Raw genomic sequence first — 16,084 nt, 5'->3', positions numbered from 1 at the left:
TGGAATGTTGAGGAGGCCTGCCCATAGTACGAGAGGACCTGGGTGGACGAACCTCTGGTATGCCGGTTGTCGCGCCAGCGGCACGGCCGGTTGGCCACGTTCGGAAGGGATAACCGCTGAAAGCATCTAAGCGGGAAGCCTGCTCCAAGATAAGCATTCCATAGGATCCCCGGATCCTTGAACCCCCCATGAAGAACACGTGGTCGATAGGCCGGACGTGGAAGCCCCGCGAGGGGTGGAGCCGACCGGTACTAACGGGGAAAGGCGAAACCCTATGCCAACATCTTCGATTGTTGGCGACCGTGCTGCGCACAATGACACGCGGACGACAGAAAGACACTGCATCGTCGCGGAACATCGGAAAACGAACATCAGGAAGCGTCCACCATCCGGTCCCCGAACCACCACATGCCGGCCAAGACATGGTCTTGGACCGTATAACAGAAGATTTGCGGCGGTCATGGCCCAGGGGAGACGCCCGGTCCCATTCCGAACCCGGAAGCTAAGGCCTGGCACGGCGATGGTACTGCACCCGACAGGGTGTGGGAGAGTAGCACACCGCCGCATCAACACGTTAGAGAGAGGGAGGAACCAAACGGTTTCCTCCCTCTTCGCATATGCGCGAACAAATGTGATTGATGCAAACAAACACGCTTTGAACCATGTTTAAGGCGCGCGAAGTAGCGTAGCCAATTAACTGTGATACGTCGTGAAGCTCTACGAGGATGTACGGAATCATTGGCATCGCAATCGTTGATAATGCAGGATGTCTGTAATCATTAGAAGACTTGTCGCTACATACCGCTAATCTTTGTAATTTGCATGAGGTGTGTCATATTGCGGGCATACCACCGACAATGAAGCGTCCGCATAGGCATATGGTGGCCATGCGCGCGCTCCCAGGGGAATACCACAACTTTAGCGAGCGATAAGGAACGTCCATTGGCTAATACAGCTACGACGAACACCACTACCATCATCGCACGCGCCGACCAGCATGACATTGACCTGCACAAGGCGTCGGATCGCGTGAACTTCGGCTCCATCAAAGAGCCTATCGATGTGCCCTATCTGCTGGGCGTACAGACCGACAGCTTCGACTGGCTGATCGGCAACGAGCGCTGGAAGAAGCGCGTCGAGGAAGACGAGGCCAACGGCACCAACACCGTGGCTCACACTTCCGGTCTCGATGAGGTCTTCAACGAGATCTCCCCAATCGAGAACTTCGCCCAGACCATGTCCCTGACCTTCTCCGACCCATACTTCGAGGAGCCGCGTCACACGGTCCAGGAGTGCAAGGAGAAGGATTACACCTACTCCGCACCGCTGTACGTGAACGCTGAGTTCGAGAACGGCGATACCGGCGAAATCAAGTCTCAGACCGTGTTCATGGGTGACTTCCCGCTGCAGACCCCGCACGGTACCTTCATTATCGGCGGCACCGAGCGAGTCATCGTCTCCCAGCTTGTGCGCTCTCCGGGCGTTTACTTCGATCGTCAGCAGGACCGTACTTCCGACAAGGAAGTCTTCGGAGCCAAGATTATCCCGTCCCGCGGCGCATGGCTCGAGTTCGAGATCGATAAGAAGGACCAGCCGCAGGTGCGCGTGGACCGCAAGCGTAAGCAGTCCGCCATCGTGTTCCTGATGGCCATCGGCATGACCAAGCCCGAGATTGCTCAGGCCTTCAAGGACTGCCCGCTGGTGCTCGATGCACTGCAGCGCGAGACCCTGGAAACCCAGGACGAGGCTCTGGTCGACCTGTACCGCAAGATTCGCCCGGCCGACACCCCGACTCCGGAAGCCGGCAAGAACCTGTTGGATTCCTTCTACTTCAACACCAAGCGCTACGATCTGGCCCGCGTCGGCCGCTACAAGATCAACCGCAAGCTCGGTCTTGAGGCTGACTTCAATGATCGTTCCCTGCACCAGGAAGACATCATCGCTACCATCAAGTACCTGGTGGCTCTGCATGATGGCGCCAAGACCTTCGCAGGCACCCGCAATGGCGAGAACATCGATCTGCGCGTGGATGTGGACGATATCGATCACTTCGGCAACCGTCGTATCCGTCAGGTTGGCGAGCTGATTCAGAACCAGCTGCGTACTGGCCTGAGCCGTATGGAGCGCGTGGTACGCGAGCGTATGACCACTCAGGACGCCGAGGCTATCACCCCGCAGTCTCTGATTAACATTCGCCCGGTGAACGCCACCATCAAGGAGTTCTTCGGTACTTCCCAGCTCTCCCAGTTCATGGATCAGAACAACCCGCTCTCCGGTGTGACGAACAAGCGTCGTCTCTCCGCTCTGGGCCCTGGTGGTCTGTCCCGTGACCGCGCATCTATGGAAGTGCGAGACGTGCACCCGTCCCACTTCGGCCGTATGTGCCCGATTGAGTCTCCTGAAGGCCCGAACATCGGTCTTATCGGCTCCCTCGCAACCTTCGGCCGTGTGAACCCGTTCGGCTTCATCGAGACCCCGTACCGTAAGGTCGTCAACGGTCACGTCACCGATGAAGTCGAGTACATGACCGCAGACCGCGATCTCGACCACGTCATCGCCCAGGCCAACCAGGAGCTCGACGAGAACGGCAACTTCGTGCAGAAGTCCGCACTTGCCCGAGTCGGCGAAGAAGAAGCAGTCGATGTGCCGGTGAGCTCCGTGGATTACATGGATGTCTCACCTCGTCAGATGGTCTCCCTTGGCGCCTCCCTGATTCCGTTCCTGGAGCACGATGAGGGCCACCGTGCACTGATGGGTACCAACATGCAGCGTCAGGCCGTGCCGCTGATCGAATCCGAGCGCCCGTTGGTGGGTACCGGCTCCGAATGGCGTGCTGCCAACGACTCCGGCGACGTGATCAAGGCCGAGAAGGACGGCGTGGTGACCTACGTCTCCGCCGATCTGATTCGCGTGATGAACGACGATGGCACCACTAGCTCCTACAAGCTGGCCAAGTTCCAGCGTTCCAACCAGACCACCTGCTACAACCAGCGCCCGATCGTGCACGACGGCGAGCGTGTGGAAGCCGGCTCGGTCATGGCTGACGGCCCCGCCATCCAGAACGGTGACCTGGCTCTGGGTAAGAACCTGCTCATCGCCTTCATGCCTTGGAACGGCTACAACTACGAGGATGCTGTGATTATCTCCCAGCGCCTTGTGCAGGACGATACCCTCTCCTCCATCCACATCGAGGAGTACGAGATCGACGCTCGCGAAACCAAGCTGGGTGCCGAGGAAATCACCCGCGACCTGCCGAACGTCGGCGAGGACGCAGTGGCCAACCTCGACGAGCGCGGCATCATCCGTATTGGTGCTGAAGTCGAAGCTGGTGACATTCTGGTCGGTAAGGTCACCCCGAAGGGCGAGACTGAGCTGACTCCAGAAGAGCGCCTGCTGCGCGCCATCTTCGGTGAGAAGTCCCGCGAGGTGCGTGATACCTCCCTGCGTGTGCCTCACGGCGAGACCGGTACCGTTATCGGCGTTAAGGAAATCACCCGTGAGGATGCCGAGGAAGACGGCGACGAGCTGCCTAACGGCGTGAACCAGATGATTCGCGTCTACATCGCTCAGCACCGTAAGATCACGGTGGGCGATAAGCTCTCCGGCCGCCACGGCAACAAGGGCTGCATCTCCCGCATCCTGCCGGAAGAGGATATGCCGTTCCTCGCCGACGGTACCCCGGTCGACATCATGTTGAACCCGCTGGGTGTGCCTTCCCGAATGAACCTCGGCCAGGTGCTCGAGCTGCACCTTGGTTGGATTGCTCACTCCGGTTGGGACATTTCCCTCGACCCGAACCTGGAAGCCGAGTGGAAGAAGCTGATTCCGTCCGGTGCCGAGAAGGCTGAGCCGGGCACCCCGGTGGCAACCCCGGTGTTCGACGGTGTCAAGCCGGAAGTCTTGAAGGGCCTGCTGTCCACCACGCTGCCGAACCGCGATGGCGATCGACTTGTGGGCCCGGACGGCAAGGCAACCCTGTTCGACGGCCGTACCGGCGAACCGTACACCAAGCAGATCTCCGTTGGCTACATGTACATGCTGAAGCTGCACCACCTGGTCGACGACAAGATCCACGCTCGTTCCACCGGTCCGTACTCCATGATCACCCAGCAGCCGCTCGGCGGTAAGGCCCAGTTCGGTGGCCAGCGCTTCGGCGAGATGGAAGTGTGGGCCCTCGAGGCCTACGGTGCTGCCTACACGCTGCACGAGATGATGACCACCAAGTCCGATGACGTCGACGGCCGCGTGCGCGTCTACGGCGCCATCGTGAAGGGTGAGAACCTGCCACCGGCAGGCATCCCTGAATCCTTCAAGGTGCTTCTCAAGGAAATGCAGTCCCTGTCCCTGAACGTCGAAGTGCTCAACGCCGAAGGCGTGGCCATCGACATGAAGGATGAGGAAGACGATCCGGTGAGCTCCGCCGACGATCTGGGCTTCAACATTGGTGCCCGCCCTGATGCGGCCGCCAAGGAAGACCAGAAGGCAGAAGAGCCCGAATACCAGTGATCCCACGGGTCGTAAGCCCACTTGATTGGCCGGCCTCAAGCTCAAGTAAGAGCTGCTGAGGCCGGCGCAATCCAGCAGTATGCAAGGCATACGCAGGCTTACGACTCCACACAGCGTGAACGAAATTTTTCAATAGAAACGGATTAATAAGTGCTGGACGTCAACGCATTTGACAAGCTTCGCATCGGCCTGGCCACCGCGGATGACATTCGCGGCTGGAGCCACGGCGAAGTCAAGAAGCCTGAAACCATCAATTACCGTACTTTGAAGCCTGAGAAGGACGGTCTGTTCGGTGAGCAGATCTTCGGTCCGACCCGTGACTGGGAGTGCGCCTGCGGTAAGTACAAGCGCGTGCGCTTCAAGGGCATCGTCTGCGAGCGATGCGGTGTCGAAGTGACCCGTTCCCGCGTTCGTCGTGAGCGCATGGGCCACATTGAACTGGCCGCACCGGTCACCCACATCTGGTTCTTCAAGGGTGTGCCTTCCCGCCTCGGCTACTTGCTGAACGTCACCCCGAAGGATCTGGAACGCGTCATCTACTTCGCCTCCTACATGGTCACCGAAGTGGACGATGAGCAGCGCCACAACGATCTGCCTGGCCTGCAGGACGAGTTCGATTCCGAGATCGCCCGCCTCGAGCAGCGTCGCGACTCCGACATCGAAGCCCGCGCCAAGAAGGTGGAAGAGGACCTCGCCGCCCTCGAAGAGGCTGGCGAAGCCAAGGGCCCGGCTCGTGCCAAGCTGCGCAACGGTGCTGAGCGCGACATGGCTGCCATCCGTACCCGTTACAACGATCAGATCGCCCGCGTGGACGCAGTCTTTGACAAGTTCAAGAAGCTCAAGCCCGGCGACATGGTTGACGATGTGGACCTGTGGCGTGAAATGCAGGATCGCTACGGCGATTACTTCGACGGCTGCATGGGCGCCGAAGCCATCAAGAAGCGTCTGCAGTCCCTCGATCTCGAGGCTATCTCCAAGGAACTGCGCGAGGAGATCAAGGACGCTTCCGAGCAGCGCAAGACCAAGGCCTTGAAGCGCCTGAAGGTCGTCAACGCCTTCCTGACCACCGGCAACAAGCCGGAGGCTATGGTGCTCGACGTGATTCCGGTCATCCCGCCGGATCTGCGCCCGATGGTTCAGCTCGACGGTGGTCGTTTCGCCACCTCCGATCTGAACGATCTGTACCGTCGTGTGATCAACCGTAACAACCGTCTGAAGCGACTGATCGAGCTTGGCGCTCCGGAGATCATGCTCAACAACGAGAAGCGCATGCTTCAGGAAGCCGTCGACTCCTTGTTCGACAACGGCCGTCGTGGTCGCCCGGTCACCGGTGCCTCCAACCGCCCGCTCAAGTCCCTGTCTGACATGCTCAAGGGTAAGCAGGGTCGTTTCCGTCAGAACCTGCTCGGTAAGCGAGTCGATTACTCCGGTCGTTCTGTGATCGTCGTCGGCCCGTCTCTGCGCATGCACCAGTGCGGTCTGCCGAAGCCGATGGCACTCGAGCTGTTTAAGCCGTTCGTCATCAAGCGTCTCGTGGACCTTAACTACGCGCAGAACATGAAGTCCGCCAAGCGTCTCGTGGACCGTGGCGACTCCGAGGTGTGGGGCGTGCTCGAAGAGGTTATCTCCGAGCATCCGGTGCTCCTGAACCGTGCACCTACGCTGCACCGTCTGGGTATTCAGGCCTTCGAGCCGATCTTGGTGGAAGGCAAGGCTATCCACCTGCCGCCGCTGGCCTGCGCCGCCTTCAACGCTGACTTCGATGGTGACCAGATGGCAGTCCACCTGCCGCTCTCCGCCGAAGCTCAGGCTGAAGCCCGCTCCCTGATGATGGCTTCCGACAACATCCTGAAGCCGGCAGACGGCCACACCGTGACCATGCCGTCTCAGGATATGATCCTCGGTCTGTACTACCTGTCCACCGTGCTGGAAGGCGCCAAGGGCCAGGGCCGTGTGTTCTCCTCCCTCGAGGAAGCCGAAATGGCTCTTGACCGTCACGAGATCGACATGCAGGCCAAGGTGCTTATCCGCCTGCCGGAGAGCTTCGTGCTGCCGAAGGATTGGGAACCGGGCGAAGTCAAGGTGCTCGACCCGCGTGAAGGTGAGAGCGACGTTGCCAAGGAAGAGCGTTTCCACGATGGCAGTGTGCTGTTCGCCACCTCCTACGGCCGCATTCTGTTCAACCAGACTCTGCCGACCGATTACCCGTTCGTCAACGACCAGGTGGCCAAGGGCCGTCTGTCCAAGATCGTCGATGACATCGCCATGCGCTACTCCACCCAGCAGGTGGCCGTAACGCTGGATGCTCTGAAGGATCTTGGCTTCACCCGTGCACCGTGGTCTGGCGTGTCCTTCGCCTTCTCCGACGTGAACGAGCCTCCGGAGCGCGACCAGAAGATTGCCGAGTACGAGGCTAAGGCCGATAAGGTCAACGCCAACTACGAGATGGGTCTTCTGACCGAGGAAGCTCGTCGTCAGGAACTCATCGACCTGTGGACCGAGTGCACCGCAGCCGTTTCTAAGGAAGTCGAGGATAAGTTCGATCCGACCTCCAACCTGGCTATCATCGTGCAGTCTGGTGCACGAGGCAACATGATGCAGATCAACCAGATCGCAGGTATGCGAGGCCTCGTGGCAAACCCGAAGGGTGAGATTATTCCTCGTCCTGTGAAGTCCAACTACCGTGACGGCCTGTCCGTGCTGGAGTACTTCATCTCCCAGCACGGTGCACGTAAGGGTCTGGCCGATACCGCACTGCGTACCGCAGAATCCGGTTACCTGACCCGTCGTCTGGTGGACGTTTCCCAGGACGTCATCGTCCGTGAGGAAGACTGTGGCACCAAGGCCGGCCTGATGATTCGCGTGGCCGATCGCGACGCCGATGGCAACCTGACTCTCGTCAAGGCCGCTGACGGTGGTCCGTACTCCCGTCTGCTCGCTGCCGATGTCATTGACCCGGCAGATGGCCAGACCGTGCTGTACAAGCGTGACGATGCTCTGTCGATGGACGTGCTCAACGACCTCGTTGCCCACGGTGTGGAAGAAGTCAAGTGCCGTTCCGTGCTGACCTGCGAGTCCAAGCGTGGCGTGTGCTCCAAGTGCTACGGCTGGTCTCTGGCCACCAACACTCTGGTCGACGTTGGCGAAACCGTTGGTATCGTCGCCGCCCAGTCCATTGGTGAGCCTGGTACCCAGCTGACGCTGCGTTCCTTCCACTCCGGTGGTGTGGCCGCCGCATCCGATATCACCCAGGGTCTTCCTCGTGTTACCGAGCTTTTCGAAGCTCGTACCCCGAAGGGCGAGGCTCCGATCACCGAGTTCGCCGGCACCATCAAGATTGTGGAGAACGATCGCGGTCGCCAGATCATCCTGACTCCGGATGCCGATTCCGGCGCTCCGAAGGAAGAGGGCATCATCAAGCCGATCACCTACCAGGTGTCCAAGCGTGTGCCGCTGAAGGTTGCCGATGGCGATCACATCAAGGTCGGTACCCAGCTGGTCGAAGGTTCTGTGGATCCGAAGAAGATCCTCACCATCCTCGGCAAGCGTGCTGCTCAGGTGAACATCGTGGAAGAAGTGCACACTGTGTACCGCTCCCAGGGCGTGGATATCCATGACAAGCACATCGAAGTCATCGTGCACCAGATGACCCGCCGCGTCACCATCATCGACTCCGGCGATACCGATCTGCTGCCTGGTGAGCTGGTGGACAACGCGCGCTTCCGCGAGATCAACCGCAACGTGGTCAAGAACGGTGGCAAGCCTGCAGTCGGCCGTCCGGCTCTGATGGGTATTACCAAGGCCTCCCTGGCTACCGATTCTTGGCTGTCTGCCGCATCCTTCCAGGAGACCACCCGCGTGCTCACCGAAGCCGCACTCTCCGAGAAGGTCGACGACCTCAAGGGCCTCAAGGAGAACGTCATCATCGGTAAGCTCATCCCGGCTGGTACCGGCCTCGCCCGTTACCGCAACGCTGTGGTGGAGCCTGACAAGGCCATCCGCGACACCATTTACCCGAACTTCGGTCTGGGTGGCGACGGTGACCTTGGCGATGCCAACTTCTCCGATGCTGACCTGTCTGACCTGAACTTCTCGAACCTCGAGTTCGGTGATTTGAAGCTCGGTGACGACTTCAACCCTGACGACTTCTACTCCGATCAGGGCGGTCTGACTGACGGTGACGATCAGCAGTGAGCTCACACTGACTGATTCGAGTCACTAAGCGCAATGCATAAGGGCGGTTCGGAACACTTCTGGTTCCGAACCGCCCTTTACGTTATGCGCTGATAATTGCTGAAATAGACGACGATTGATATTGATCAGTACGTCAACAGTGCACTGAATAATCAGTTCGATAATCAATCGGACTGCTGAGTCAACTCGAAGAACAAATCTCCCAAGCGTATGCTCGTCGGAACAGTTATCTCCACCGGCGAGTCTTTCAATACCTGTGTCTCCTGCCCATCATGAAGAATATAGGTGCCATTCAAAGAACCATAATCCTCAATCCACAGTGAGCCATTGGCGTCAATGCTGATAGCCGCATGATTACGCGAAATGGTGCGAGTCGGGTCATCAATGCGTGCGGACTGGGCTCCCTGTGGCACATCAAGCGACGGCTTGCGACCAAGTAATGTGCTGGTCTTGATAACGATGTCTTGGCCAGTCACATCATTATGAAGCACATAAGCGGTCTGTGGATTCTTGGCAGTAAACGAGGAGGACAGCACGGTGCTATCCCAATCCTCAATATGATTATCATGCAGATTCTGCTGCGAATCATCGTTATGCGCTTGCGGTGTGGTATCGAATTGAGGGTCATCTTCGTACCAGCCAAGCTCCGGCGCGGGAGGATACGGTAAAACCGACATGGCGCATCCTTTCACTGGCGCGTGGCCAAAGCGGCTTCGATAGCAGGATCGCCTAATTGATGTAGCCAATCCACCAATGCTGGATATGTATTGGGGTTACGAGCAATGCATACGCGCAATTCCGGCGCATACTGAGCAATTTGAGCGATTTGCATCTGGTCTGTAGTATGCAAAGCCTGCTCAACGGTAAAACCATATGGATTAGTAGGAATCGGCTCCTCGAATTGTGGCGTTGCCTGCTGGGTTGCTTGCTGGGATGTCTGCGGTGCTGCCTGTGTAGCTTGATCGGTTTGCTGCGTTGCTTGTGCGGCAGCTGCAGTCATATGCTCTTCAGATGCTATTGCAGTATTCTGCAACACTTCCGCAGTAGGCTGAGTCTGCACTGTAGAAGTCGGCTGTGCAGTTTGCGCAGGCTGTGCAGTCTGCACAAACTGCACGTTTGCGGACGCCTGCTGATCATGAATAGGGCCGCCAATGGCATCGGCGGTAAAACCGATTTGTGCTAGAGTTTCGCGGGCACGTGCATCGCCAAACTCTGCAAGCCAGCGCTTGAGACCGGGATAGCAACGTGGATTGACGGCTACATTCGCGCCAAACTCTGGATTTTCGTAGGCGATTTTTGCTAAAAGAATCGGATCCGCGTGAGGGTCTTGCACTGCTGCAACTGCAACATCATAATCAACCATGAGATAACCTCCTTATATACACTACGGCTGAATTGCACGGCTGGTTCGTAACGTTTGCAACGTGGTATCTTCGATGACGCCGAGGTCTTCGCCAGCACCAAGACGAAACGCGTTAAACGTGTGGGTGGGCATTTTCGAATCGGGTATATCCACCACGATGACTGTTATGTTGTCGGTGCCTCCGGCATCAAGCGCTGCAGCAACCAGCGCATCCACCGCTGCTCGAGGACTTGCATGGGCGGCAGCAATACTTGCGATGCGATGGTCCGGTACTTCGCCGTACAGGCCATCGGAACATATGATGAATCGCCCAGACATATCGGCAACATAGATATCCGGCGCAATACCATCCGGGTCGCCGAGACACTGGGTGATGATATTGCGCGGTACAAGCGCTTCGGCTACTTCCGGTGTCATCAATCCTGAATCGATAGCTTCCTGCCGCTGCGAATGGTCATGCGTGATCCGAGCCAGCGAAGCAGCATCCCACATGGCAACGTTGCTAGTGTGACCAATGTTTTGAGTGTTTGGGCTATGTTGTGCCATTACAGATTCGCTAGGGGAGTGTGCATAGCATGGATTCATATGATATGTGCGGGAATCTCCGATATTGATGATGTACGTCTGACCGAGATCGTGAGAACGTGAGCTATCCAGAGTGGAGTCATCGATATCGGTTGTTTGCGCATCAGCTGCTGAATCTGGCATATATGCGACTGGCATCTCGACCATATCGCAATCTGTGTTGGGTGAATGCTCAGCTCCTGACGGATAGCTGGCTCCAGACAAAGGACGTGCCGGTAACACCAATCCACAAATCGTAGTCCCCGCTACGCCCCCGAGCTGCTTGCCTAATGCCAGAATATGCTGTTGCGCTGCAGTGAGAGTCTCGCTGATATCCTGACGATGCCGAGTGGGCAGGTTTGCAAGCAGGCTGAGTTGCCGAATGGCTAATTGGCTTGCTTGTTCTCCGCCGAATCCGCCGCCCATGCCATCGCAGACCATGTATACGCCCTGCTGGGCAAAACCTGCATCTTGATTATTCCGCCGTTTGAGACCGCGATCGCTGGTCATCGCTATGCGGATGGAACCTACGATCATGATGTCTTCCCCTTAGAAGGTCTGCGTGAAATGAGTATGAACGATTTGGCTTGCGGCTTCGTTGGACGCTTGTGTGCCAGTATACGCACACTTGCTAAGGAAAGACGTGCTTGTAAACGCCTTACACGAGGTAACGAATGCAGCATTGTTGCGCGTAGCGCATCAACTTGGACCCAATATCGGCTGGCCTGTTCTGATTGCACGGCATTGCCGGAGAACGCGGCATAGTCAGCTTCTCGACATAATTGATGCAATATCTCTTCAGAGGCATTGAGCTGACGCGCTATATCATCGGCTTGATCTCGTCGAGTGCCTTGCACGGTAACACCACTTTCCGCGGCCAAAGCGCAGATGGCATTCCAGCCGGAAGCTACGCGGGTCTGCGGGGAACCATGCCGTCGAGCTCTGGCCAGCAATACGGCTTTGCCGGCTATAATCAATGCGCAAATCATTAGAATCGTCCACAAGGGGCTGCCATAGAGTGCTACTGCACGAGTCGTGCGCCAAAATCGCAGCCAGAACAGACTGGTTGGTTGATCGTCGGCATCAGCGCCGGAAAGTGAGCTTTGACCTGTGGCTTGAGCCTGATCGCGCAGCGGATCCGTGAGCGGCACTGGTGGTTGACGCACCAAAGTCTGAGGATTGGGAGGAGTCAGATTCTGATTATCATCCGGAACCTTGGTCTCCTTGGGGGTGGGGTAGAAGGCCACCCAGCCGTATCCTCGCAATTTGATTTCCACCCAGGCAGTGACATCATTGCCAGTGAAATCGATTGTGGTGGTATGACCAGAAACGGTTTGCGTACGGGCTTCGGAAATACTGCCATCCTTATCTTTCGGTAGGAACCCCATAACCACACGCGAAGGTAACCCGAGCTCTCGAGCCATCAAAGCCATAGCTGAGGCGTATTGTTCGGAATCGCCTACCATAGCGGTTCCCGATAGCAGTTTATTAATGCGGTAGTTACCATGCCCAGCTTCCGAAGGATAATCACCTTGCAAACCATGTGAGAACCAGCCTGAATCCTTCAACGTGGTGGCCAAGGTTTCTGCCGCCGCGCCTCCGGAAGCTTGACCGCCGGCAATAGAGGTGGCTAGTTTGCTTGCCGAATCCGGTACCTCTTCGGCTCGAGGCTGACTGATTCGAGCTGAATCGGCTTTTTCGATTTCCTGTTTACTGGGAATAGTGGGAATGATGCCAGATTCGGTATACGTCATTCCTTTGCGAGTACCAGAGGAGAAAATGGCCGAATCGGTATCACTGTTGTAATAAAAAGTGTCCGCATCATGCTGGTTGGCGAATCGAACGCTTGACGCGGCACCGGCCAGAGGAAGCCAGGTATCGGTAAGACCTTCATGCACGGTGAACTTGGCCGTAAAACGTTTGCCTTGCTCATCAGTGACGATGGAAGTACCCACTCTGCGATAATTCGAAGAATCCGAAGCCTCAGCGGAATCGGAAAGATTCCATACCGAACCGTCGAAACGATCCATAACCGCCAATCTAACCGGCGTACCGGCTGGCAGATTGGTTACCGTGAGCAGTACATCGTTTTTGTGGTTTTTTACATAGGATCGCATACCGCTTAGCGGACTGGTGTAGTCATAAGGGCTGATAGGCGGATCATAAAAATCTCTTAACACCATACGGTTTTGCGGAACCGCAGTAGTGCCTGCAAACGCCAATGCTGCAGCCAAGAGCAGAATAATTGATGCGGAAATCCACCGGCCCCATTCCATCAAACCAAGCCGCCAGGAAAGCCATACGATGAGGAGTATCGCGAAAACAATACCGCTGATGGCACGATGCCATCCGGTATGTGTGCCGAGCAATGCACATATGGTCATAGCTGCCATCAACGGTAGTGCGCTTAGTAATGACAGCCAAGCGTTGATATTGAGCGTGAATATGGAAGCGAAAAATGTCAGCCACAATCCAATGGTCCATATGGCCATGAGACTGCCATCGGCAACACCTATAGGGGGCTCAATGGAAATCAAGTATTTGAAAGAGCCGAACGTCATTTCCCAGCCTCGGCTCAAGGTGGTGAGGCTGGGAATGATGTGAGCGATGGTTGTGGAATTCAGTGTGATTATCGGTCCGAGAATGAACTGGGCTATGACCAACCATACGATTTGCCACCATAGGCGTAATGCAGGTTGCGTGCCGGCAAGTGCAATGAGCACGCCACACAGAGTGGAAAGCAAAGCGGCTGCTGCCCACTGTGCAGGTGCTCCGTATACGTCGATAAGGTTGGCTTGGGCCAACAACATAAGCAGCATGATGACGGCAAGACTTATACCGTATTTCACTGATGCCTTCTGGGCGCCCTGCAGTCCGTGCCGTATGCCGCCTCGAGTCATCCATATTACGGAATGAGTGGAATCTGCCCATGATCCGGTGGTAGACGCTGCTGCAAACGTGTTAAACGCCGCGTCATCTTCGGATAATGATTGAAGCGCCGGTGCAGTAGGAATGCTGTTGGTCATGCGAGCACCCCCATGATGATAGGCAGATCATCCAATTCGCCTACCGTGGCCAAAGTGAAATTGTTGAATTGCTTGATGGTTCGGTTTGCCCCCAGATGAGCTTGCAACACCACGCATCTGGCTGAACGGGGCAAAGCTTTGGTCATACGTTTGATATGATCGAGGCCTTTCAACGATCCCACGGTAAAGAAATAGAATGAAGCATCCGGGGCATGTGTCAGGGTATTTACCGCCAGATTGGGATTGTCCTCACGGTCAGGCGTGATGCCGCTTGCCTGATCAAGCAATTCCATAGCATTGCGTGGGCGTGTAAAGGATTGACCTGCGTGCGTAAACACCGGCCTATCCTGGGACAGACATTTCACTCCGATGGATGCGTGAATGGACACAGCCATTTCGAATTCCTGCGCAGTGGCATAATCATTGGGGTCAACGCCAATAGTCAATGAAGTGTCCGTGCGTTTGGTTGCTTCATACTGACGAATCATCAACGATCCGGCTTTTGCTGAGCTGAGCCAATGCACGTTGCGTACATCATCGCCGGGAGTATATTCACGAAGCCCGTAGAAATCGAGATCATCGTCAACGATGTGACCGGACGGCTGGCCTTCGAGGTCTCGAGGAATGCCGGCATTAAGCGTATTCAGTCTTACGGTTTGGGGATGAATGAAAATGGTGAGACGCTCACCTAATTGCTTTTCATGACGGATAAGCCCGAAAGGATCGCCCTTGCGAACCCGCAGAGGGCCTACGGTGAGCACTGCTCGAGACACTGTGCGGAATGATAATTCAGTACGTTTGGATTGCCCCGAGGCCAGCATAGGGATGGTGAAACGCTCATGGGTTTCACCGAGCGGCAAATCGCCTCGCGCATGAGTGGTGGCTGTCTTCCCCGTATTGTTGATATCGACAATGATGCGCATGGAATCGCCCACGGTCACGCGCTGGCTTGATGCTTTGATATGTGCATCGAATCGAGTATTGCCTAAGGATAGTGCAATGGCCGCTGCGAGCATTACCGTTGCCACGATGCCAAGCGCTAGAAGTTCGTGCCATCGCAGAACAGGGAATAACGTTAGACTGATTGCCGCAGTGGCTCCTACTGCCCATCCCCACGGTGAAACATATGCTCCAAAGGCATGTTTGATGCGGCGAGCGTAGTGTTTCAACATGTGTTTCAGCGCGCGTCCACGACGTTTGCTGAAACGCGGTGCTGCAGCGAATTGAGTAGCCATGATCGTCTCTTTCAGGCGCCAATGGTGGGAGCGGGAACATCATCGAGGATTTGTGCAATCAGCATTTCGGCAGTAGTGCCATCGAAAGTCGCTTCGGGAGTGAGCACAATACGGTGCGCCAGTACTGCCACAGCAAGATCTTTGACATCATCCGGCACAACATAGGCGCGTCCATCCGCGGCAGCCCAAATTCGGGCACAGCGTGTGAGCGCAAGTGCACCGCGCATGGAAGAGCCGACGGTAATGCGTTCATGGTGCCGTGTTGCCTCAACGATGCGCACGATGTATTCGCGAATGACATCGTCCACATATACGTCGGATGCGGTGGTGCGCAGTCGAATAATATCGTCCCCAGTTAATACGGGGGAAACGGTTTGTGCGCGATCCGTGACATCCACTTGTTTGAGAATATCCACCGAAACATCATGGCTGGGATAGCCGATAGAGGTTTTGATGAGAAAACGATCCATCTGTGCTTCAGGAAGCGCATAAGTGCCTAGCTGTTCAATAGGATTCTGTGTAGCTATTACGATGAATGGTTGCGGTACCGCATGCGTTGTGCCATCCACCGTAACCTTCTGCTCCTCCATGACTTCCAACAATGCGGACTGTGTTTTCGGTGAAGCTCGGTTGATTTCGTCGGCTAGCACGATGGAAGCGAAGATAGGACCTTTGCGAAATTCGAACTCCGCACGTTTTTGATCATAGAAAGTGACGCCCACCACGTCTGACGGCAGTAAATCCGGGGTGAATTGGATGCGTTTGAAACTGGTGGAAATGGAGTTGGCAAGGCCTCGAGCCAGCTGGGTTTTCCCGGTACCGGGATTATCTTCCAGTAGCACATGTCCACCCACCATTAACGCGGTAACACATTGCTTGATGGGTATGGTCTTACCGATAACCACTGTGGAAATGTTATTGACCAAGTCGTTGAATGAGCGTTGAAATGCTTGAATGGCCGCAGTGGGTTGAGTCAATAGGCCGGTAGAAGGCGTGGGAAGTGGTCTGACCGGCAGTGATGGTGCAGTTGGCGCCGCTGATTCGATGGAAATGCTCACTCTGTCTTTGTCGAATGACGGGGTGGTGGCATGCATATGCGGCAGATGCCCGAGACGAGTGCGATCTGATAGCTGTGTGGCATCGGAAAGCTGCGTTTCGTCGTTGATGTGCTCGCTCATAATTCTCTCCTGCTGGAT

General features: G+C 56.3%; 8 protein-coding genes and 2 rRNA genes. 4 read left to right on the top strand and 6 right to left on the bottom strand.

The genetic code is table 11. From position 1 onward, the window contains the following. The 4 genes from Tam1G_RS08005 to Tam1G_RS07990 form a co-directional block, all read left to right on the top strand. Nucleotides 1-274, top strand: a 23S ribosomal RNA gene (locus Tam1G_RS08005); the annotation flags it as partial. Nucleotides 275-450: 176 nt separating this feature from the next. After that, a 5S ribosomal RNA gene (gene rrf, locus Tam1G_RS08000) occupies nucleotides 451-567 on the top strand. A 375-nt stretch (nucleotides 568-942) separates the two neighbouring features. Further along, nucleotides 943-4,506 (top strand): DNA-directed RNA polymerase subunit beta, encoded by a 3,564-nt coding sequence (gene rpoB, locus Tam1G_RS07995; protein ID WP_033889505.1) that lies wholly within the window; start codon nucleotides 943-945, stop codon nucleotides 4,504-4,506. 150 nt (nucleotides 4,507-4,656) lie between these two features. Further along, the gene (locus Tam1G_RS07990) at nucleotides 4,657-8,700 is read left to right on the top strand and encodes a DNA-directed RNA polymerase subunit beta' (RefSeq protein ID WP_033889507.1); all 4,044 of its coding nucleotides are present in this window, start codon (nucleotides 4,657-4,659) and stop codon (nucleotides 8,698-8,700) included. A gap of 164 nt (nucleotides 8,701-8,864) precedes the next feature. On the opposite strand, the gene Tam1G_RS07985 is transcribed toward Tam1G_RS07990, so the two are convergent. The 6 genes from Tam1G_RS07985 to Tam1G_RS07960 all read right to left on the bottom strand — a co-directional run bounded on the left by Tam1G_RS07985 (nucleotide 8,865) and on the right by Tam1G_RS07960 (nucleotide 16,066). Further along, a complete protein-coding gene (locus Tam1G_RS07985; RefSeq protein WP_101626122.1) occupies nucleotides 8,865-9,377 on the bottom strand; it encodes an FHA domain-containing protein in 513 nt (170 codons plus the stop codon). Between the two features lie 11 nt (nucleotides 9,378-9,388). Further along, the gene (locus Tam1G_RS07980; RefSeq protein ID WP_033889510.1) at nucleotides 9,389-10,063 is read right to left on the bottom strand and encodes a variant leucine-rich repeat-containing protein; all 675 of its coding nucleotides are present in this window, start codon (nucleotides 10,061-10,063) and stop codon (nucleotides 9,389-9,391) included. Nucleotides 10,064-10,084: 21 nt separating this feature from the next. After that, entirely contained in the window at nucleotides 10,085-11,164 is a 1,080-nt protein-coding gene (locus tag Tam1G_RS07975) for a PP2C family protein-serine/threonine phosphatase (RefSeq protein WP_033889511.1), read from the bottom strand. Continuing rightward, nucleotides 11,161-13,527 (bottom strand): transglutaminase TgpA family protein, encoded by a 2,367-nt coding sequence (locus Tam1G_RS07970; protein WP_242689738.1) that lies wholly within the window; start codon nucleotides 13,525-13,527, stop codon nucleotides 11,161-11,163. The genes Tam1G_RS07975 and Tam1G_RS07970 overlap by 4 nt, the downstream gene beginning before the upstream one ends. A gap of 122 nt (nucleotides 13,528-13,649) precedes the next feature. After that, complete coding sequence (locus tag Tam1G_RS07965; protein WP_423220492.1) at nucleotides 13,650-14,888, bottom strand: DUF58 domain-containing protein; 1,239 nt, start codon at nucleotides 14,886-14,888, stop codon at nucleotides 13,650-13,652. An 11-nt stretch (nucleotides 14,889-14,899) separates the two neighbouring features. Further along, nucleotides 14,900-16,066, bottom strand: a complete 1,167-nt coding sequence (locus tag Tam1G_RS07960) for an AAA family ATPase (RefSeq protein WP_101626120.1) — start codon at nucleotides 16,064-16,066, stop codon at nucleotides 14,900-14,902. Nucleotides 16,067-16,084: the final 18 nt, after the last annotated feature.

It is taken from the genome of Bifidobacterium imperatoris (assembly GCF_002860405.1).
Lineage (GTDB): Bacteria > Actinomycetota > Actinomycetes > Actinomycetales > Bifidobacteriaceae > Bifidobacterium > Bifidobacterium imperatoris.
The sequence above is the reverse complement of the archived record's forward strand: the minus strand, read 5'-3'. Positions and strand labels throughout refer to the sequence as shown.